Source organism: Streptomyces sp. NPDC111656, assembly GCF_055656965.1.
This window is the reverse complement of sequence record NZ_JBVKCA010000002.1, coordinates 474,847-494,636: the sequence shown is the minus strand read 5'-3', so window position 1 is coordinate 494,636 and position 19,790 is coordinate 474,847. Positions and strand designations below refer to the sequence as shown.

The following is a 19,790-nucleotide window of genomic DNA, read 5'->3' as shown; positions in this document are numbered from 1 at the left end:
GCGGCCCCTCCCGACGACCGGACGATGAACGACCGATCGGGAGGGGCCGCGGATTTTCGGAAGTCTTCGGAAGGAAAGCCATGGCCATGGACGCCGTCTCCGTCATCCGCACCAAGCGGGACCGCGCCGAGCTCAGCGACGCGCAGATCGACTGGGTCATCGACGCGTACACCCGCGGCGAGGTCGCCGACTACCAGATGGCCGCCCTCAACATGGCGATCCTGCTCAACGGCATGAACCGTCGCGAGATCGCCCGCTGGACCGCCGCGATGATCGCCTCCGGCGAGCGCATGGAGTTCTCCTCCCTCTCGCGTCCGACCGCCGACAAGCACTCCACGGGCGGCGTCGGCGACAAGATCACCCTTCCGCTGGCGCCGCTGGTCGCCGCCTGCGGTGCGGCGGTCCCGCAGCTGTCCGGACGCGGCCTCGGCCACACCGGCGGCACGCTGGACAAGCTGGAGTCGATCCCGGGCTGGCGCGCCCTGCTGTCGAACGAGGAGATGCTGAACGTCCTCGACACGACCGGTGCGGTCATCTGTGCGGCGGGCGACGGCCTGGCCCCGGCGGACAAGAAGCTCTACGCGCTGCGTGACGTCACCGGCACGGTCGAGGCGATCCCCCTCATCGCCTCCTCCATCATGTCGAAGAAGATCGCGGAGGGTACGGGCTCGCTGGTCCTGGACGTGAAGGTCGGCACCGGCGCCTTCATGAAGACCATCGAGGACGCCCGCGAACTCGCCTCCACGATGGTCGGGTTGGGCACCGACCACGGCGTGAAGACGGTCGCGCTCCTCACGGACATGTCGACCCCGCTGGGCCTGACGGCGGGCAACGCGCTCGAAGTACGGGAGTCGGTGGAGGTCCTGGCGGGCGGCGGTCCGGCCGACGTCGTCGAACTCACCATCGCCCTGGCGCGCGAGATGCTGGACGCGGCGGGCATCAAGGGCGCCGACCCGGCGAAGGCCCTCGCGGACGGCTCCGCGATGGACGTCTGGCGCCGCATGATCGCCGCGCAGGGCGGTGACCCGGACGCCGCGCTGCCCACCTCCCGCGAGCAGCACGTGGTGACGGCCCCGTCCTCCGGCGTCCTGACCCGTCTGGACGCCTACGACATCGGCATCGCCGCCTGGCGCCTGGGCGCGGGCCGCGCCCGCAAGGAGGACCCGGTGCAGGCCGCCGCGGGCGTCGAGCTGCACGCCAAGCCCGGCGACACCGTCACCGCGGGCCAGCCCCTGCTGACCCTCCACACCGACACCCCCGAGCGCTTCGAGTACGCCCTGGAGTCGGTCGAGGGTTCCTACGACATCGCGGCCGCGGGCACGGACTTCAAGGCCGCGCCGGTCGTGCTGGAACGTATCGCCTGACCTGCGCTTTCCTCGTACGGGTGAACGGGATCGGTGGACGTCCGCCGATCCCGTTCGGCATGCTGGACTCGGTGACGCACCGATTGGAGACCGCCATGAGCGCACTCACCGTCGACCGCGACCCCGAGCAGAGCTGGGACGACCTCGTCCGGTTCTGGGAGGAGATGGAGTGGCCGGAGGGCAGCAAGGTGGAGATCATCGAGGGGATCGTCACCGTGGTACCACCGCCGTCCAAGGACCACAACACCACGGCAGCCTTGTTGCAGAGGCGCCTGTACGCCAAGATTCCGGAGTCCTGGGAGGTCTACCAGACGCTGGGCCTGGAGGTACCAGGGGCGCACGGCCTGTTCGTGCCCGACCTCGCCGTGCTGCCCGTGGAGTCAGTGGTGGGCAGCGGCAACCGTGTCCCTGCGGATGAGGCGGAGCTGGTTGTCGAGATCACGTCGAAGAGCAATGCCAATCATGACCGCATCAAGAAAGTCCACGGCTACGCCTGGGCAGGTGTGCCGCTCTACCTGCTCCTGGATCCCTGGCACAGTGGTCGTCCCACGGCGACGCTCTACGGTGCGCCGGAGGATGGCACGTACCGAGTGCTCGCCTCAGTGGAGTATGGCGAGAAGTTGACGCTGCCCGAGCCCTTCGACCTCACCCTCGACACCAGCGTGTTCCCCGTCGACTGACGTCCCCGATCGGTCGGCGCCCCGTTCTGGTGCGCCGACCGCCCGCGAACGCCGGTTCGTCCAGCGTCAGCCGAGCACCGCCGCGATCACCACCAGCACCGGCACCGACAGGATCGTCGAAAGGAGGATCGACTCGCGAGCGAGGGTTTCGCCGACCCGGTATCGCGAGGCGTAGGTGAAGAGGTTCTGGGCGGCGGGCAGCGCCGAGGTGACCACGACGTCGAGCAGCGGCGCGCCGTGCAGCCCGAACAGGCCCACGGCCAGGGCCCAGGCGGCCAGCGGCTGGCCCACCGACTTCAGGACGACGGACAGCAGCACCGGGTGCCGGTCCGCGCCCCGGCCGGGCAGCGTGCTGCCGCACAGCGAGATGCCGAACGCCAGCAGCACCGCGGGCACGGACATGTTGCCGATCAGTGTGAGCGGGTCCATGACCGGTCCCGGCAGCGTGAGACCGGTCGCCGACACCGCGACCCCGCTCAGCGAGCCGACCGCGATGGGGTTGCGCAGAGGAGTGATCAGCCGCTGCCACAGGGGGCCCTTCTCGCCGCCCCCCGACAGGTCGAGGACGGTGAGTGCGATGGGCGTGACCATGATCTGCTGGAAGAGCAGTACGGGCGCGACGAGCGAGGCGTCCCCGAGCACGTACACCGCGATCGGGATGCCGAGGTTGCCCGAGTTGACGTAGCTGGAGCACAGCGCGCCGATCGTCGTCCGGCCCACACCCCAGCCGCGTACGACCCCGATCGCGACGAAGACGCCGGCCGCCGCGGCCGTGCTCATCGCCGTCACCAGGAGCCGGCTGGAGAAGATCACCGACAGGTCGGCCCGGGCGAGCGTGGTGAACAGCAGCGCGGGGGAGGCCACGTGGAAGGCGAGCTTCGTCAGCACCTCCCGCCCGTTCTCCCCGAGATAGCCGCGGCGTCCGATGACGTAACCGACCCCGATGACGACGGCGATGACCGCGAAGCCCGTCAGCACGCCTTGCACGGTGCCTCCTTCGAGCGGAGGAGGCCGTCGGGTATCACGGAAGGCGCTGATTCATGGGGCATACACCCAACCCTCTGGGGCGGGAGGGGCGCAGGTCAATGTGATCCTTTGCGGGCGCGCGCCTCGAACCGGTCGGTTCTCCGCGATGAGTTCCGTGCCATCGGCCGGTCTACTGACCGTGGACGCCACGACACCCGCCGTACTCGTGCTGCCCGGCCCCGTCACCCGTGACCAGGTGCCGGGGCTCTGTGACGACGTGCGCGCCCGGCTGGCGGCGACCGGTGCCGGGGTGGTGGTCTGCGATGTCGCGGGCCTCGGTCCACCCGGCCTGGCCACCGTCGACGCCCTGGCCAGGATGGAGCTCGCCGCCCGCCGGGCCGGGGGCCGCATCCGTCTGCGCGCCCCGGCGCCGTCCCTCCTCCTGCTTCTCGATCTAGTCGGACTCCGCTTCGAGGTGGAGGGGGAGGTCGAAGAGCGGGAACCAGCGCTTGGTGTCCAGGAAGCAGTGGAACCCGGTGATGCGGCCGTCTGAGACCTCCAGCGCCTGGATCGCCCAGGCACTGAAGCCGCCCTCCTCCGGATCCGGCTTGTAGTGCGCGAATCCCGGCAGACCGTTCACCGCGACCGGCAGCAGGCGCGAACCCGCGCAGGAGGCACCGAGGGTCGTCATGAAACCGGTGATGTCGCCCGTGCCGCGCAGCCACAGGTCGAACGGCGGCATCGTCATGATCGCGTCCTCGTGGAGCAGCGCGGTCAGCGCCGTCATGTCGTACCCCTCGAACGCGGCGACATAGCGCTCGAGCAGCTTCTGCTGCTCCTCGTCGAGCGGGTCGGAGACGGCGGCCTCGGCGCCGTCGCTCTCCGCGAGGGTCGCGCGGGCCCGCTGCAACGCGCTGTTGACCGAGGCGACCGTCGTCCCGAGCAGCTCGGCGACCTCCGACGCCTTCCAGGCCAGGACCTCGCGCAGGATGAGCACGGCGCGCTGCTTGGGCGGCAGTTGCTGCAGGGCGGCCATGAAGGCGAGGCGCACCGACTCCTTGGCCACCGCGGCCTCGGCCGGGTCGCTGACCGTGGGCAGCATGCGCGCGTCGGGCATCGGCTCCAGCCAGGTGTTGTCCGGGCGCGGGGTGAGCGCCGCCTGAGCCAGGGGTGAGGGACCGCTCAGATCCATCGGGCGCGCCCTTCGGTTGCCCGCGTTCAGCATGTCGAGGCAGACGTTGGTGGCGATCCGGTACAGCCAGGACCGCATCGACGAACGGCCCTCGAACTTGTCGTAGCTCCGCCAGGCGCGGACCATCGTGTCCTGCACCGCGTCCTCCGCCTCGAAGGAGGAGCCGAGCATCCGATAGCAGTACCCGGTCAGCTCGACCCGGTGCTTCTCCAGCCGCACGTCCAGATCTGTCGTCGCCGTACCGTCGCTCATAGCCAACCCACCCCTGTGGCCGTTCCCGTCGCACCGTCGCGTCGTTGCGCCGGCACTTCGGAAGCTACCGCAGCCCACTGACAATGGCCCCCGGAGTGGGAAAAAGCGGAGCTCAGACCAATTGCTTCACGGACATGAGCAAATGCCGGTACACACCGCCCGCTTCATCCCCGGTTCCGTCCCCCGCCTCGGCCCCGCTCAACAGCGCCCGCTGCCCCGGCCCCAGCAGCTCCAGCCGCACCCGCGGCTGCTCGAAGGAGTTCAGGGCGTCCAGCAGATACGCCGGGTTGAAGGCGACGGTGATCTCCGCCGTGCCGGTCAGCGCCGCGGGCAGCCGCTGCGAGGCCACGTCGTCGGCGTATCCGGCGCGCAGCAGAACGGACCCCTCGCCGTCACCGGTGAAGTCCAGCCGTACGGGACTGTTCACCTCGGCGACGACGGCGACGCGCCGTACGGCCTCCGCCAGCGCCTCGCGCTCCACCTCCGCGACCGCGGCGTCGGACACCGAGAACAGCGAGCCGTGCCGCGGCAGCCGCCCCTCCATCAGCCGCACCGCCGTCCGCATCGGCCCACCCTCGAAGCCGAACATCCCGCCGCCCGCGAGGTCGAGCCCGATGCGCACGTCACCGGAGCGGGCCAGCGAACGGGCGATCTCGTGCAGCCGACGCGCGGGCAGCAGGGCCTCCACGACGCCGTCGAGGGGGGCCTCGGGATTCCAGGCCAGGGTGCGCACGGCGTACCGGTAGCGGTCCGACGCGGAGAGTGTCATCTCCTCGCCGGACAGCCGCAGCTGCACGCCGGTGAGGACGGGCAGCGTGTCGTCGCGCCCGGCCGCGACGGCGACCTGGGACACCGCGGTCGCGAACGCGGCGGCGCCCACGGTGCCGCGCGGCTCGGGCGGCACCGGCAGCGCCGGGTACTCGTCCTTGGGCAGCGTCGACAGACCGAACCGGGTGCCACCCGCCTCCACCGTGAACCGTGTCCCCTCCAGCGCGCAGCTCACCTGCCCCTGCGGCAGCACCCGGCAGATGTCCAGCAGCCGGCGCCCCAGCACGAGGATCAGACCGCCCGCCCCCGTCTCGGCATCGATCTCGATCCTCGCCGCCGCCTCGAAGTCGAATCCCGAGATGCCGAGTCGTCCAGGACCGGCCTCCAGCAGCAGTCCGCCCAACACCGGTACCGGCGAGCGGGTGGGCAGGGTGCGGGCCGCCCAGGCCACCGCCTCGGCGAGGTCGTCGCGATCGACGCGGAACTCCATGAAAGATCCCCCTGTTCGGGCCAGTTGACCGGGTGGAGGCTAGGTGCCGCCACTGACAACGGGGTCCGACCAGGGGGAACGTAGGAGCGTCAGGGACGTTCAGTGTGCCAGGGCCGGTTCGCGGTGGGACTGGGTGCGGGCCGCGTGGGAGCCGAGCAGCGTGATCGTGACGACGCCGAGGACCGCGAACAGTCCGAGTGCCACCGTCCCGGCCCAGCCGCCCGCGTGGAAGGCGACCGCGCCGAGCGTGCTGCCCGCGCTGGAGCCGATGTAGTACGCGGACTGGTAGAGGGCGGAGGCCTGGGCGCGGCCCTGCTTGGCGGTGTGGCTGACCGACGAGGACGCCACCGCGTGGCCCGCGAAGAAGCCCGCGGTGATCAGCACCAGGCCGAGCAGGACGAGGGGCAGGGAGTCGACCAGGGAGAGGAGCAGGCCGGCGGTCGTGGTGCCGCCCGCCAGGTACAGGGAGCCGCGCCGGCCCAGGCGGGCGACCAGCCTGCCCGCCGTGGACGCCGACACCGTACCGACCAGGTACACCAGGAAGATCGAGCCGATGATGCCCTGCGGGAGGGAGAACGGGGCCTCGGTCAGGCGGTAGCCGATGACCGTGTAGACCCCGCCGAAGACCATCATGAACAGCGCGCCGATCGCGTACAGCCGGCGCAGCAGCGGGTTCGCGAGGTGGTCACGGACCGTACGGGCCAGCACCCGCGGCCGCAGCGAGCCGGGCGTGAAGTGCTTCGGCGCGGGCAGGAGCATACGGAAGGCGACCGCGCAGGCCACCGCGATGATCCCGATCGCGGCGACGGCCACCCGCCAGCCCCACTCCTGCGCGACCCAGCCGGTGATGACCCGGCCGCTCATCCCGCCGACGCTGTTGCCCGCCACGAAGAGGCCGATCGCCGTGATCAGGGCCTTGGGGCGGACCTCCTCCGCCAGATAGGCCGTCGCGGAGGCCGGAAGGCCCGCCAGCGCCGCGCCCTGCACCGCCCGCAGCGCGATCAGCGCGCCGATCGACGGGGCGAAGGGGACCAGGAGCCCGACCGTCACCGCGACCGCCAGCGACGCCGTCATCAACGTACGCCGTCCGAACCGCTCCGACAGCGCGCTCATGGGGAGGACGAACAGTGCCAGCGCGCCCGTCGCCGCGGACACCGTCCAGCTCGCCTCGCTCGCGCTGACCCCGAAGTCCGTGGAGACGAGCGGGAGGAGGGCCTGCGTGGAGTAGAGGAGCGCGAAGGTCGCCACACCCGCGAGGAAGAGCGCGAAGCTCATGCGGCGGTAGCCGGGCCCACCCGGGGTGAGACGGGAGTCGACGGCGGCGGTGGAGGACGTGACGGAGGAGGTGGCGCCCACGGTGGTGGACGCCCCGGTACTGGCGGAAGGCATACTTCGAAACTAAAGAGCCGCCGTTCATCCGTCCAATGCATGGAATCGCCATAATCGTTCCCATGGTGCATCAGCAAAGGTCAGGGCCTCACCTGTCACCGTCCAGTGACACAGCAGACAGCGCGGGCATGTCGAGGCTGCTCGCCCCGCGCCTCGCGTACTTCGCCGGGGTCGCCCGCACGGAGCACGTCACACGCGCCGCGCAGGAGATGCGGGTCCCCCAGTCGACCCTTTCGCGCGCCATGGTCCGGCTCGAACAGGACCTGGGCGTCGAGCTGTTCGCACGCCGGGGCCGCACGGTCTCCCTCACCCCCGCGGGCCGTACGTTCCTCTCCTCCGTCGAACGGGCCCTCGCCGAGATCGAGCGCGCCGCCGAGGAGGTGCGCGCGGACGCCGACCCGGCCACCGGCAAGGTCGCGTTCGGCTTCCTGCACACCATGGGCTCGGAGACCGTCCCCGGCCTGATCCGCGCCTTCCGCGCCGACCACCCCCGGGTCCGCTTCAGCCTCGTCCAGAACTACGGCGAGGCGATGCTGGAAGGGCTGCGCTCGGGCGAGCTGGACCTGTGCCTCACCTCGCCGGTGCCGGACGCGCCCGACCTGGTGGGCCGCCTCCTCGACGAGCAGAAGCTCCGGCTCGTCGTGCCGGCCGACCACCGCCTCGCCGCCCGCAAGCGCATCCGCCTCGCCGAGGCCGCCGACGAGACCTTCGTGACCCTGGAACCCGGCTACGGCATGCGCCGCATCACCGACGACCTCTGCCAGGAGGCCGGCTTCAAGCCCCGCATCGCCTTCGAGGGCGAGGAGGCCGAGACCCTACGGGGCCTGGTGGCCGCCGGCCTCGGAGTCGCCCTCCTGCCCCCACCGGCCGTGCCCCGCCCAGGGGTGGTCGAACTGACGGTCACGGCCCCGAGAGCGGTCCGTGAGATCGGCGTGGCATGGCTGGACGGCCACCCGGACACCCCACCGGTGGCAGCCTTCAAAAGGTTCCTACTGTCGCGAAGGGGCCATCTGCTACCCGACTAGGGGCACCAGGAGCGCCCCTTCAGGGGCGCGGGGAACTGCGCGACCAGCCCCCACAAGCCCGCAGCCGGCGCACGACCTATCGACGCAACGCCCGCCCGAAGCCGGAGGCAAGCGGCATCCGCAACCCCAACGGCGGCGGAGCAGCCAGCGCATCCTCCAACGGCCGCGCCAACCCGCGTCCGAACAACGCCCCCATCACGAAGTCCTCCGCCAGCGCGTGCACTTCGGACCGGTACTGGTGCAACCCGTGCCCGTCGGAGTGGACCTCGAACCGGCAGATGTCCCGGTTGGACTTCTTCGCCCGCGCCGCGAGCCGGAAGGACAACTCCGGGTCGGTGCGGTCGTCGTTGGTGCCGTGCACGATCAGCACGCGCCGCCCCGCGAGCTGCTTCACCGGTTCGGGTGGCGCCGCCACGTCGTCCTCGGGGAGCCAGGGGGCGAGCGCCAGAACGGAGTTGACGGCGGTGTGCCCGGCCGCGCGCAGCGCCGCTCGGCCTCCCATGCCCACACCGGCGAGGCACACCGGCACATCCCCGTAGCGGCGTACGACCTCGTCGGCGGCCCAGGACGCGTCGTTCGCGAGATGCGCCTCGCTACCGTTCCAGCCGCGGAAGCGGTAGTGCACGACATGGGCGGCCAGGCCTTCCGCGTGTCCCGCGCGCATGAGCCGGCGGCCGAGCGCGCGCACGGAGGCGGTCGCCAACATCGGGGACGGTCTGCGCGCGGAGACCTCGTCGCCGCCCGGGAGCAGCAGAACCACTCCGCTGACGGCCGTCGGCTCCGGGCCGATCGTCCTCCCCAGCCGGGCCCTGCGAACCGGCGTCGCTTGCTGTGCCATGACAGAACAGTGTCAGAAGTGACGGTGTACGCCACCCGTCCGCCTGGTCACCGTTACATATCGACGGACGGCACGACAGGAGATCTACGCGCGTAGGGGCTACAGTGCGAAAATGACGAGCCAGATCCGGAACACCCCGAGCTCGGAACAGATCCGCCGGGCGCCCAAGGTCCTGCTGCACGATCACCTCGACGGGGGCCTGCGCCCCGGGACGATCGTGGAACTCGCCCAGGAGACCGGCTATTCCGGGCTCCCCGAGACCGACCCCGACAAACTCGGCGTCTGGTTCCGCGAGGCCGCCGACTCCGGGTCCCTGGAGCGGTACCTGGAGACCTTCGCCCATACCTGCGCCGTCATGCAGACGCGCGAGGCGCTGGTGCGGGTCGCCGCCGAGTGCGCCGAGGATCTCGCCGAGGACGGGGTCGTCTACGCCGAGGTGCGCTACGCGCCCGAGCAGCACCTGGAGACCGGGCTCACCCTCGAAGAGGTCGTCGAGGCCGTCAACGAGGGCTTCCGGGAGGGCGAACGGCGTGCCCGGGAGAACGGTCACCGCATCCGGGTCGGCGCCCTGCTCACCGCCATGCGGCACGCGGCCCGTGCCCTGGAGATCGCCGAACTGGCCAACCGCTACCGCGACCTGGGTGTGGTGGGCTTCGACATCGCGGGCGCCGAGGCGGGCTTTCCGCCCACCCGTCACCTCGACGCCTTCGAGTACCTCAAGCGCGAGAACAACCACTTCACCATCCACGCGGGCGAGGCCTTCGGGCTCCCCTCCATCTGGCAGGCGCTCCAGTGGTGCGGTGCGGACCGGCTCGGCCACGGTGTGCGGATCATCGACGACATCCAGGTCGCGGCGGACGGCTCGGTGAAGCTCGGACGGCTGGCCTCGTACGTCCGTGACAAGCGCGTCCCGCTGGAACTGTGTCCCAGCTCCAACCTCCAGACCGGCGCCGCCGACTCCTACGCGGAACACCCGATCGGTCTGCTGCGGCGCCTGCACTTCCGGGCGACCGTGAACACGGACAACCGGCTCATGTCGGGGACGAGCATGTCGCGCGAATTCGAGCACCTGGTCGAGGCATTCGGTTATTCGCTCGATGATATGCAGTGGTTCTCTGTCAATGCTATGAAGTCAGCATTCATTCCTTTCGATGAACGACTGGCCATGATCAATGACGTGATCAAGCCTGGATATGCAGAGCTCAAGTCCGAATGGCTGTTCCAGCAGACCGCCTCCACCAGCGGTTCCGTGGGGGAACAGGGCTGATCGGAGGAGCGAAAAGCAGCCGGGTCTTCACTTGTTCTCCATGACTCGGCTGCTTTCTGATGTTTGCGGAGGGTGGCTCGGCGTGTTTACGTTTTTGGACCGCTCACATCCCCGTCACACGGATCCAAGGACGCATTCAATATGAAGCAGTCTGCTGCCAAGACCCTCGGCGTCGCCGCTCTCGGTGCCGCATTCGCCGCCGTCGGCGCGGGCGCCGCGAACGCCGCCCCGGCCGTGCCGGATGCCTCCCAGGCGCTGGACACCGTTACCCAGACGCTGCCCGCGCAGAACGCCGCGGCGGCGCTCCCGGGTGCGGGAGAAGCGCTCACTCAGGGGCAGGGCGCGCTCGGCGCGGGGGTGGCCGCGGCCCAGCCCGCCGTCGCGAAGGTCCTTGCCGACGGGCCGGCGGCGCCGGTGGCCGGGCTGCTCGGGGGGCTGCCGCTGCAGGGCCTGCCGACGCACGGTCTGCCGGTGAACGGGCTGCCGCTCGGCTGACGCCTTCCGCTTGCTTCGGTCTTTCGCCTGTACGAACGCCGGTGGGGCGCACCCTGATGGGGGTGCGCCCCACCGGCGTGTCATGCCGTGCGTGGGGCGGGGGTCACCAGGCCGTGCGGGCCTTGTCCTCGGAGGGGAACAGGATCCACAGCGCTATGTAGAGCAGGAACTGCGGGCCCGGGAGCAGGCAGGAGAGAACGAAGATCACGCGCATCGTGGTCGCGGAGGTGCCGAAGCGCCGCGCCAGCGCTGCGCACACTCCGCCGATCATGCGGCCGTTGGTGGGGCGGGCAAGGGCGGTCATGATGGCTCCTTCGTGAACCGTGGCGGGATGCCGGGGTGTTGGGACATCGACGTCTTCTTCGGCGTCTTCTTCGATGTCTCCGGCTTCGATGTCTTCAACGCTACGGTGACGAAGGGGGCGAAGCGTCGCTCTACGGGGCGATGCCGACCCTGGGAATCGTCGGGGTCCGACCCTGAGCCGTGTCCTCCCGGGGGAGGGCCGCGCGGCGCCGGGTCTCGGCCCGGCGGCGGAGCCTGACCCTGGCGGCCGGCACGATCGCGAGATGGGCCAGGGCGACGCCGACCGTGTTGAGCAGCAGGGAGTCGACGTCCACGACCTGGCCGGGAACGCCGGTCTGCAGCAGTTCGATGCCCAGCGAGATCAGGGCGCCGGCGGCGACCGTGCGGACGAGGGAGCCGAGTGGGGACGCCGTCAGCTTGCCGCCGGCCATGGGGAGCAGGACTCCGAGCGGAGCGAGCAGGCCGAGACCCGCGCCCATCCGGCGGGCGGCTTCCACCGGGCCCAGCGCGAGATCGGCTCTGATGCCGGCGAACGGGCGGAGGTTGGCGGGGCTCACCCAGGGGACGTCCAGGGGACGCAGGGTGATCCAGGCGACGAGCGCGAGATGTGCGACGAGGAGGAGAGCTCCTGCCGCACGGACGCGGGTCACGGCGCTGCCGCCGCCTTCGCCTTGACGTTGCACGCCTCCCAAGACGCGGGGGTCGGCAGGATCGGTTCCGGGTTGTCGGTGAGCTTGGGGCTGAGGGGTGAGGGATGCGCCACACGTACGGTGCGGAGCGGGAACGGTTCGGCGCCGCGGGCAGGGGTTCGGCGTCGCGCGTAGGGGTTCGGCTGCGGGCCGGTGGGGGAGGGCCGCGCAGTTCCCCGCGCCCCTGAGCCCGGGGCTTCGCCCCGGATCCCCGCGCCCCTGACTACGCGCCGGCGACCGTCGTGGACGGCGGGGACTTGGTGGTGGGGTTGGCGCGGACGTCGGTGGGGCACTCGTAGCTGCGCAACGGGGTGGCGTCGGGGCCACCGAGGATGACCGAACCGTCGTCCTGCGCGGCGGCGGAGTCGGAGAAGGTGCAGATGATCTGGGCGAGGGCCGCGGAGGTCAGGTCCTGGGGAGGAGTGCTGAGACGGAGCGCGTCCTCGGGATCCTTGGGCCGAGGCCCGCTCACCGTCATCCCGCCCCGCACGTCGGTCGTGTAGCCGGCCTGCTGCTCGGGCGTGGAGGGCGTCTCGGCGAGTTCGTCGAGGAGCCCCTGCGCCACCAGAACCCGCCGCGCCCCCTCCGCCGTACCGTCGGGAATCCGCACGGACCGGTCGACCGTCACCAGTTGCCCGGAGCAGATCAGGAAGACCTGGACCGGGATGCCACGGGAGGACTGGGTGGTGATGTCCTGGCCGGACAGCGCGCACGGGACCCGGGACGGCGCCGGGCCGAAGTCCGTCGGGACCTGGGTGGAGCGGATGCCGCAGCCCGCGAGCAGGACGGTGAGGAGGGGGAGGGACAGGAGGGAGAGAGAGGCGAGGGGCGTCCGTCGGCGCCCGCCTCGGCCTCGTACCAAGGTCGTCATCCGGCGCTGCCCTCCGTACCGTTCCCGTTCCGTCCGCGCTCGCGCTCGTCGTCGGCGAGCAGCTCCGAGGCGTCCTGGGGGAGGCGGAGCGTGAAGACGGCGCCCCCCTTGGGCGCGTTGGCCGCGGTGATCTCGCCGCCGTGGATGTGCGCGTTCTCCAGGGCGATGGAGAGACCCAGACCGCTGCCCTCGGAGCGGGGGCGGGAGGCGCTCGCCTTGTAGAAGCGGTCGAAGACGTGCGGGAGGACGTCCTCGGGGATGCCGGGCCCGTGGTCCTGGACCTCGATGAGCAGGTCGTCGGCCTCTTCGCGGACCGAGACACGGACCGGGCTGCCGCCGTGCTTGAGCGCGTTGCCGATGAGGTTCGCGAGGATCACGTCCAGGCGGCGCGGGTCGAGGCGCGCCATGATGCCGCGCTCGGCGTCCAGGTCGACGGCGTCCAGCCAGGCACGCGCGTCTATGCACGCGGTGATCTGGTCGGCGATGTCCACGTCGTCGAGGACCAGCCGGGCGGTGCCCGCGTCGAAGCGGGTGACCTCCATGAGGTTCTCGACGAGGTCGTTGAGGCGCCGGGTCTCGCTGACGACCAGCCGGACGGCCGGTTCGATCATCGGGTCGACGCTGCCGGTCTCCGCGTCGAGTTCCTCTTCCAGGATCTCCGTCACGGCGGTGATCGCGGTGAGCGGCGTACGGAGTTCGTGGGACATGTCCGCCACGAAGCGGCGGGACGCCTCCTCGCGGGCGCTCATGTCGTCCACGCGCTTCTCGAGGGACTCCGCGGTGTGGTTGAACGTACGGGAGAGGTCCGCGAGTTCGTCCGTACCCGAGACGCGCAGCCGGGTGTCGAGCTTGCCCTCGCCCAGACGGCGGGCCGCGATGCCGAGGCGGTGCACCGGCTTGAGGACCGTCGTCGCGGCGGCCTGGGCGAGCAGCGCCGAGCCGATCAGGGCCAGGCCGGTCGCGATGCCCAGTGACCAGGCCAGCGAGTTGAGGTCCTTGGCCTCGGGCTCCAGGGACTTGAGCATGTAGCCGGTCGTCGTCCCGCCGATCACCTTCGCGCCGCCCACCAGGTACGGCTTGTCGTGGTCGGTGATGCGCTGCCAGTACAGGTGATAGGCCGACTTGTTGTTCGAGGAGAGCGACTGCTCCTTGTTCACGGCCTTCTGGAGGGACTTGGGTACGTCGTCCAGCGTGAAGGTGTCCAGCGCGGAGTTGCCGATGACCGTCTTGCCGTTGCCGTCCTGGGCGACGAGGAGCACGCTGAAGCGCTGGCTGCTGTTGGCCATCTGGCCCGCCGTGCGCTGCAGTTCGTCCTGCGCCGGGTGCACCGGCAGCATGCTCGCGTGATTGCGCATCTCCTGCTGGAAGTCGCGCAGCACCGCGTCCTGCGTACGCGTCAGCACGGCCTCGCGGTTGAGCCAGTACGCGATGCCCGACGCCGACACGGCGGCCGTGAGCGCGACGAGTCCGAACACCACGACCAGCCGCAGTCTCAGACTCGTGAAGCGCACCCCCGCCAGGATCGCCCGGCGCGCCGCGGCCCAGCCGCGGAGCTCGTCGTGCGGTGGGGTCACTGAGGAGTGTCCAGTCGGTAGCCGACTCCGCGGACCGTACGGATCAGGGTGGGCGAGGACGGAACGTCCTCGATCTTCGCGCGCAGCCGCTGGACACACGCGTCCACCAGCCGCGAGTCGCCCAGGTAGTCGTGCTCCCACACCAGGCGCAGCAACTGCTGGCGGGACAGCGCCTGTCCGGGCCGGCGGCTCAGCTCCAGGAGCAGCCGCAGCTCGGTGGGCGTCAGCTGCAGATCCTCGCCGTTCTTGGTGACCGTCATGGCCGCACGGTCGATGACGAGGGAACCGAACGTCGCCGAGTCGTTGGCCTCGCGCTCCCCGCGCCGCAGCACGGCCCTGATACGGGCGTCGAGCACCCGCCCCTGCACGGGCTTGACGACATAGTCGTCGGCACCGGACTCGAGTCCGACCACGACGTCGATGTCGTCGCTGCGCGCGGTCAGCAGAATGATCGGCAGCTGGTCCGTTCGCCGGATGCGCCGGCACACCTCGAACCCGTCGATGCCGGGCAGCATCACGTCCAGCACGATCAGATCCGGCCGCTGCTCACGCAACAGTTTCAGACCGTCCTCGCCGGTGGCAGCGGTGGCCACCCGGTGTCCCTGGCGCGTCAAAGAGAGCTCCAGGGCCGTCCGGATGGCGTCGTCGTCCTCGATCAGCAACAGGGAAGGCACGAACGTCATTCTGGCCCATGGTGAGGGACTCTTTCGACAGTTGGAGCGCTCCCACCCATCTCCCGCACAGAAGGAGGCGTCCGAAGGGCGTCCGCGTAGCCGTACCGCTCTCCTCTGTGACCGCGCTGTGATCGTGCCGTGACGCGCCTGGGGAGGGGCCCTGTGACAGGTCTGTGACAGTCGGCGGACACGGCCATGAAGTGGCCCGGGCAAGCTTTTCGACACAAGCAAGAGAGCACGACGGCAAGACGGCACCACAGCACGACGGAACGAACCGAAGAACCGGAACTCCACGACGGGGGGCGCGAGATGAACACGCTGCACAGCACCAGCACTAGCGCAGTTGTCACGCGGCTCCACGACGTCAGGGGTTCGGAGAAGTCCGGTGCCGTGAGCGGGCGGGGGTGCGCTCGCGGCACCGGGCGTCAGCACACCACGTACATGACGGTGGTTGACGCCTTCACGGGGGAGAACGGCGGTAACGGGGGAGCTCACGGGGGAGCCGCGTACAGGGAGGCCACGGGGGAACGTCGCTCGGTGTCGGAGGCGGAGTTCACCGCCTACGTCCAGGAGCGCCGCGCCTCCCTGTACGCAACCGCCTACCACCTGACCGGGGACCGCTTCGAGGCCGAGGACCTGCTGCAGAGCGCGCTGTTCTCGACGTACCGGGCCTGGGACCGGATCAGTGACAAGGCCGCGGTCGGGGGCTACCTCCGCCGCACCATGACCAATCTGCACATCAGCGCGTGGCGCCGCCGCAAGCTGAACGAGTACCCGACCGAGGAACTGCCGGAGACCGCCGGTGACACGGACGCGATGCGCGGCACCGAGCTGCGCGCCGTGCTGTGGCAGGCGCTGGCCCGGCTGCCCGAACTCCAGCGCACCATGCTGGTCCTTCGTTACTACGAGGGCCGCACGGACCCGGAGATCGCGGAGATCCTCGACATCAGTGTCGGCACGGTGAAGTCGAGCATCTGGCGGTCGCTGCGCCGGATGCGTGAGGACGAGGTCCTCAGCTTCGGCCGTGACGAGGAGGAGTCCTTCGGGGAGCTCGTCGCCTGAAGGTCTGTGGGGGAGCGGGCAACCGGGTAGTACCGGTTGGTACGGGGGAGCAGTACCGGGGGGAAAACCAACGGGGTCGGGGGACCCCTGAGGAGCACGGGGGAAACGAGAAAAGGTCCGGGCGGACGGGGGGTCCGCCTGGGCCTCTTTTCGTGTGGTGGCCCCTTTCGGCGAGTGGCCTCCTCACGTGTCCTCGCGCAGGGCCCCGACTACGCCGGTGCCGTGCAGCGTCCGGCGGCAGCCGCGGCCAGTCGGCCCAGGGCCTCGGCCTTGTCGCAGGGGTGGGCGCCCAGCGCGCTCTGCCGGGCCACGATGGAACGTTCGGAGCGCATCAGGCGCCAGCCGCGGCGCAGCAGGAACGGCACCGACTTGCGGCCTTCCCGCAGATCCCGCAGGAAGCGGCGGCGGAACGTGGTCAGCGGGCCGCGCGACAGACACAGCGCGTCGGCCAGGATCCCCAGCTCCCGGCAGCGCTCGACGATCTCGGCGGCGAAGATGCCCTCCGCGATGAACAGCGGCGTCCGCTCGATGTGCAGCGCCTCCGCGCCGGTACGGGCGCTCCGCGAGATGTCGTAGACGGGAACGGTCGTACGTCCCGTACGGCACAGCTCCTCGATCGCCGCGACCGCGATGTCCGCGTCCCACGACTGCGGATGGTCCCAGTCGATGTCGGAGCTGCCCTCGACCTGGGGGAGCGTCGGGTCGGTGCCCTCTTTGTAGAAGTCGTCGAGGCGGAGCACGGGAAGTCCGGAGTCGGCCGCGAGAAGGGACTTTCCAGAGCCGGAGGGGCCGCAGAGCAGCACGACACGGGTGGGTATCGGAGGATGGGAACCCAATTCTCTGTACCTTCTGTGACTCGGCCGGGCCATGCCGCGCTTCGGCAGGCCTCCGGAACATTATCCCGAAGGATTATCGGGGTTACGTCCGTATGTCTGTTGACCCGCACAGGGGAATCCGCCGCCATCGCCGCCCGCGGCGGCATCTGGTTCAACTACTCTGCGTGCGATTCCCGTTGCTCTCCGCCCGCATTCGCTCACGCTCACCGAAGAGGACATCCGATGGCGCGACACGCACACCAGCAGACCCCCCTGGCCCGCACCACCGCGCGCGTCGCCGTCGCGCTCGGGGTGGTCGCCGCCGGTGCGGCCGCCGCCGCGAGTCCGGCCGTCGCGGACGCGGCCCCCGCCGTGGATCTGACGCGCACCCAGCCCACCTCGCTGGGCCACCTCGACCCGCAGGCGGGACTGGGGGTCCTGACCGGCTCGGTGGGATATGTCACCGGTCCGATCGCGGGCCTCAAGCCCAACCCGCTCGCCGGCACGGGGGTCGACCCGCTCGACAACGGGGTGGGCACCCAGCTCGCGGACTTCAAGCCGCTGACCTCGCGGGCCCTGACGGGGCCGCTGGCGCAGGCGCAGTCGGTGGGGAGCGTGCCGGTGGCGGGACAGGCGTTGGGGTTGCTGGGGGGTGTGTGAGTCGCCGGGGGGCGTGAGCTGCCCCGTGCCCCGTGCCCCGGGACGGGGCACGGGGCACTGCTCAGTAGGACGAGCCGGAGGCGCCGAGCGCGCCCGTCGGGTGCCAGACCGTCTTCGTCTCCAGGAAGGCCGTCAGGCGCTCGATGCCGGGCGTCCGTGAATAATCCACAGCCTGTGGACGGACGACTCGCTTCAGGTTGTCGGCCGCGGCGATCTCCAGCTCCTTCGCCAGGACGTCGTCCGCGCCCGCGAGGTCGATCGCGTTGACGTCCTGGTGCGCGGCGAGGGGAGCGGCGATCTCCGCCGTCCTGCCGGAGAGGACGTTGACGACACCGCCCGGCAGGTCGGACGTGGCCAGTACCTCGCCCAGCGACAGCGCCGGGAGCGGGGACTTCTCGCTCGCGATCACGACCACCGTGTTGCCGGTCGCGATCACCGGGGCGATCACCGAGACCAGGCCCAGGAAGGACGACTCCTGGGGCGCGAGGACGGTGACGACGCCCGTCGGCTCCGGGGTGGACAGGTTGAAGAAGGGACCCGCGACCGGGTTGCCGCCGCCCACCACCTGGGCGATCTTGTCGGTCCAGCCCGCGTACCAGACCCAGCGGTCGATCGCCGCGTCGACGACCGCGGCAGCCTTGGACTTCGACAGGCCCTCCGCGTCCGCGACCTCACGGACGAACTGGTCCCCCCGCCCCTCCAGCATCTCGGCGACGCGGTAGAGGATCTGGCCGCGGTTGTACGCCGTCGCGCCGGACCAGCCGCCGAACGCCTTGCGGGCGGCGACCACCGCGTCACGGGCGTCCTTGCGGGAGGAGAGGGGCGCGTTGGCCAGCCACTTGCCCTTGGAGTCCGTCACCTCGTACACCCGGCCGCTCTCGGAACGCGGGAACTTCCCGCCCACGTACAGCTTGTAGGTCTTGAAGACGCTCAGTCGCTGCTGCTCGGTCTTGTCGGTCTTCTCAGACATCGAGGTACGCCTCCAGGCCGTGGCGACCGCCCTCGCGGCCGAAGCCCGACTCCTTGTAACCGCCGAACGGCGAGGTCGGGTCGAACTTGTTGAACGTGTTGGACCAGATGACGCCCGCGCGCAGCTTGCTCGCGACGGCGAGGATCCGGGAGCCCTTCTCGGTCCAGATGCCGGCGGAGAGGCCGTACTGGGAGTTGTTGGCCTTGGCGACGGCCTCGTCGGGGGTCCGGAAGGTGAGGACGGACAGGACAGGGCCGAAGATCTCGTCGCGCGCGATGGTGTGCGCCTGGGTGACGTTCGTGAAGAGCGTCGGGGCGAACCAGTAGCCGGAGGAGGGGAGTTCACAGGCCGGGGACCAGCGCTCGGCGCCCTCGGCCTCGCCCTGCTCGACGAGCGAGGTGATACGGGACAGCTGCTCGGCGGAGTTGATCGCGCCGATGTCCGTGTTCTTGTCCAGGGGGTCGCCGAGGCGGAGGGTGGACAGGCGGCGCTTGAGCGAGTCCAGCAGCTCGTCGTGGATCGACTCCTGGACGAGGAGACGGGAGCCCGCGCAGCAGACCTGGCCCTGGTTGAAGAAGATGCCGGTGACGACGCCCTCGACGGCCTGGTCGATGGGGGCGTCGTCGAAGACGATGTTCGCGCCCTTGCCGCCGAGTTCGAGGGTGACCTTCTTGTCCGTGCCCGCGACCTGGCGGGCGATCGCCTTGCCGACGGCGGTGGAGCCGGTGAAGGCCACCTTGTTCACGTCGGGGTGCTCGACGAGCGCGGCGCCCGCGTCGCCGTATCCCGGAAGGATGTTGACGACGCCCTTGGGCAGGCCCGCCTGGCGGCAGATGTCCGCGAAGAACAGAGCGGAGAGGGGGGTGGTCTCGGCGGGCTTGAGGACCACGGTGTTGCCGGTGGCGAGCGCGGGGGCGATCTTCCACGCCAGCATCAGGAGGGGGAAGTTCCAGGGGATGACCTGGCCCGCGACGCCCAGCGGGCGGGGGTTCGCGCCGAAGCCCGCGTGGTCGAGCTTGTCGGCCCAGCCCGCGTAGTAGAAGAAGTGCGCGGCGACCAGGGGGAGGTCGGCGTCGCGGGTCTCCTTGATCGGCTTGCCGTTGTCGAGGGTCTCCAGGACGGCCAGCTCGCGGGAGCGCTCCTGGATGATCCGGGCGATGCGGAAGAGGTACTTGGCACGCTCGGAGCCCGGCAGGGCCGACCACTTCGCGAAGGCCCTGCGGGCGGCCTTCACGGCGCGGTCCACGTCCTCAGCGCCCGCCTGGGCGACCTCGGACAGAACCTCTTCGGTGGAGGGGGAGACGGTCTTGAAGACCTTGCCGTCCGCCGCCTCGGTGAACTCGCCGTCGATGAACAGGCCGTAGGAGGGCGCGATGTCGACGACGGAGCGGGACTCGGGCGCCGGTGCGTACTCGAAAGCGGATGCGGATGCGGATGCCATGGTGA

21 protein-coding genes are annotated in these 19,790 nt (G+C 70.6%); 8 read left to right on the top strand and 13 right to left on the bottom strand.

Translation table 11 applies throughout. The annotated features are described in order from the left end of the window. Positions 1-80: 80 nt before the first annotated feature. Both ACZ7M3_RS07780 and ACZ7M3_RS07775 read left to right on the top strand, forming a co-directional pair. On the top strand, positions 81-1,364 hold the full coding sequence (locus ACZ7M3_RS07780) for a thymidine phosphorylase (RefSeq protein WP_472061570.1): 1,284 nt from the start codon (positions 81-83) through the stop codon (positions 1,362-1,364). 95 nt (positions 1,365-1,459) lie between these two features. Then, entirely contained in the window at positions 1,460-2,044 is a 585-nt protein-coding gene (locus tag ACZ7M3_RS07775; protein WP_472061568.1) for a Uma2 family endonuclease, read from the top strand. A gap of 66 nt (positions 2,045-2,110) precedes the next feature. Here ACZ7M3_RS07775 and ACZ7M3_RS07770 read toward each other — a convergent pair whose 3' ends face one another. Continuing rightward, on the bottom strand, positions 2,111-3,031 hold the full coding sequence (locus ACZ7M3_RS07770) for an AEC family transporter (RefSeq protein WP_472061566.1): 921 nt from the start codon (positions 3,029-3,031) through the stop codon (positions 2,111-2,113). 145 nt (positions 3,032-3,176) lie between these two features. On the opposite strand from ACZ7M3_RS07770, the gene ACZ7M3_RS07765 reads away from it, so the two are divergent. Continuing rightward, positions 3,177-3,563, top strand: a complete 387-nt coding sequence (locus ACZ7M3_RS07765) for an STAS domain-containing protein (protein WP_472061564.1) — start codon at positions 3,177-3,179, stop codon at positions 3,561-3,563. On the opposite strand, the gene ACZ7M3_RS07760 is transcribed toward ACZ7M3_RS07765, so the two are convergent. From ACZ7M3_RS07760 to ACZ7M3_RS07750, 3 genes are all read right to left on the bottom strand, one after another. Further along, entirely contained in the window at positions 3,465-4,454 is a 990-nt protein-coding gene (locus ACZ7M3_RS07760) for a sigma-70 family RNA polymerase sigma factor (protein ID WP_472061562.1), read from the bottom strand. The two genes, ACZ7M3_RS07765 and ACZ7M3_RS07760, sit on opposite strands and share 99 nt — an antisense overlap. Positions 4,455-4,566: 112 nt before the next feature. Next, positions 4,567-5,712 carry a DNA polymerase III subunit beta gene (dnaN, locus tag ACZ7M3_RS07755; RefSeq protein WP_472061560.1) on the bottom strand — a complete coding sequence of 382 codons (1,146 nt, stop codon included), beginning with the start codon at positions 5,710-5,712 and terminating at the stop codon, positions 4,567-4,569. Positions 5,713-5,811: 99 nt separating this feature from the next. Beyond that, complete coding sequence (locus tag ACZ7M3_RS07750) at positions 5,812-7,101, bottom strand: MFS transporter (protein ID WP_472061558.1); 1,290 nt, start codon at positions 7,099-7,101, stop codon at positions 5,812-5,814. Between the two features lie 62 nt (positions 7,102-7,163). Between ACZ7M3_RS07750 and ACZ7M3_RS07745 the strand changes: the two genes are divergently transcribed. Next, positions 7,164-8,126 (top strand): LysR family transcriptional regulator, encoded by a 963-nt coding sequence (locus tag ACZ7M3_RS07745; protein ID WP_472061556.1) that lies wholly within the window; start codon positions 7,164-7,166, stop codon positions 8,124-8,126. A gap of 76 nt (positions 8,127-8,202) precedes the next feature. Here ACZ7M3_RS07745 and ACZ7M3_RS07740 read toward each other — a convergent pair whose 3' ends face one another. Further along, positions 8,203-8,964, bottom strand: a complete 762-nt coding sequence (locus ACZ7M3_RS07740) for an alpha/beta hydrolase family protein (RefSeq protein WP_472061554.1) — start codon at positions 8,962-8,964, stop codon at positions 8,203-8,205. Between the two features lie 112 nt (positions 8,965-9,076). Between ACZ7M3_RS07740 and ACZ7M3_RS07735 the strand changes: the two genes are divergently transcribed. Continuing rightward, positions 9,077-10,231 carry an adenosine deaminase gene (locus ACZ7M3_RS07735; protein WP_095852928.1) on the top strand — a complete coding sequence of 385 codons (1,155 nt, stop codon included), beginning with the start codon at positions 9,077-9,079 and terminating at the stop codon, positions 10,229-10,231. A 141-nt stretch (positions 10,232-10,372) separates the two neighbouring features. Beyond that, complete coding sequence (locus ACZ7M3_RS07730) at positions 10,373-10,726, top strand: ATP-binding protein (RefSeq protein ID WP_095852927.1); 354 nt, start codon at positions 10,373-10,375, stop codon at positions 10,724-10,726. Between the two features lie 103 nt (positions 10,727-10,829). On the opposite strand, the gene ACZ7M3_RS07725 is transcribed toward ACZ7M3_RS07730, so the two are convergent. The 5 genes from ACZ7M3_RS07725 to afsQ1 form a co-directional block, all read right to left on the bottom strand. Beyond that, positions 10,830-11,030 (bottom strand): PspC domain-containing protein, encoded by a 201-nt coding sequence (locus tag ACZ7M3_RS07725; protein ID WP_054233643.1) that lies wholly within the window; start codon positions 11,028-11,030, stop codon positions 10,830-10,832. 130 nt (positions 11,031-11,160) lie between these two features. Further along, a complete protein-coding gene (locus tag ACZ7M3_RS07720) occupies positions 11,161-11,712 on the bottom strand; it encodes a VanZ family protein (protein WP_452967515.1) in 552 nt (183 codons plus the stop codon). A gap of 229 nt (positions 11,713-11,941) precedes the next feature. Further along, positions 11,942-12,589, bottom strand: a complete 648-nt coding sequence (locus ACZ7M3_RS07715; protein WP_472061552.1) for a hypothetical protein — start codon at positions 12,587-12,589, stop codon at positions 11,942-11,944. Next, positions 12,586-14,163, bottom strand: a complete 1,578-nt coding sequence (locus tag ACZ7M3_RS07710) for an ATP-binding protein (RefSeq protein ID WP_472061550.1) — start codon at positions 14,161-14,163, stop codon at positions 12,586-12,588. Before ACZ7M3_RS07710 ends, ACZ7M3_RS07715 begins: the two co-directional genes overlap by 4 nt. After that, positions 14,160-14,837, bottom strand: a complete 678-nt coding sequence (gene afsQ1, locus ACZ7M3_RS07705) for a two-component system response regulator AfsQ1 (protein WP_054233761.1) — start codon at positions 14,835-14,837, stop codon at positions 14,160-14,162. The genes ACZ7M3_RS07710 and afsQ1 overlap by 4 nt, the downstream gene beginning before the upstream one ends. A gap of 309 nt (positions 14,838-15,146) precedes the next feature. Here afsQ1 and ACZ7M3_RS07700 point away from each other — a divergent pair, with 309 nt between their 5' ends. Continuing rightward, positions 15,147-15,899, top strand: coding sequence for a SigE family RNA polymerase sigma factor (locus ACZ7M3_RS07700; RefSeq protein WP_075028321.1), 753 nt, complete (start codon positions 15,147-15,149; stop codon positions 15,897-15,899). A gap of 209 nt (positions 15,900-16,108) precedes the next feature. Here the strand turns inward: ACZ7M3_RS07700 and ACZ7M3_RS07695 are convergent, their stop codons facing one another. Beyond that, the gene (locus ACZ7M3_RS07695) at positions 16,109-16,735 is read right to left on the bottom strand and encodes a uridine kinase family protein (protein ID WP_472061548.1); all 627 of its coding nucleotides are present in this window, start codon (positions 16,733-16,735) and stop codon (positions 16,109-16,111) included. A gap of 222 nt (positions 16,736-16,957) precedes the next feature. Here ACZ7M3_RS07695 and ACZ7M3_RS07690 point away from each other — a divergent pair, with 222 nt between their 5' ends. Beyond that, on the top strand, positions 16,958-17,374 hold the full coding sequence (locus tag ACZ7M3_RS07690) for a hypothetical protein (protein WP_095852922.1): 417 nt from the start codon (positions 16,958-16,960) through the stop codon (positions 17,372-17,374). Positions 17,375-17,435: 61 nt separating this feature from the next. On the opposite strand, the gene ACZ7M3_RS07685 is transcribed toward ACZ7M3_RS07690, so the two are convergent. Continuing rightward, positions 17,436-18,344, bottom strand: coding sequence for an aldehyde dehydrogenase family protein (locus tag ACZ7M3_RS07685; RefSeq protein WP_355308946.1), 909 nt, complete (start codon positions 18,342-18,344; stop codon positions 17,436-17,438). Next, on the bottom strand, positions 18,337-19,785 hold the full coding sequence (locus ACZ7M3_RS07680) for an aldehyde dehydrogenase family protein (protein ID WP_472061546.1): 1,449 nt from the start codon (positions 19,783-19,785) through the stop codon (positions 18,337-18,339). Before ACZ7M3_RS07680 ends, ACZ7M3_RS07685 begins: the two co-directional genes overlap by 8 nt. Between the last annotated feature and the right edge of the window lie 5 nt (positions 19,786-19,790).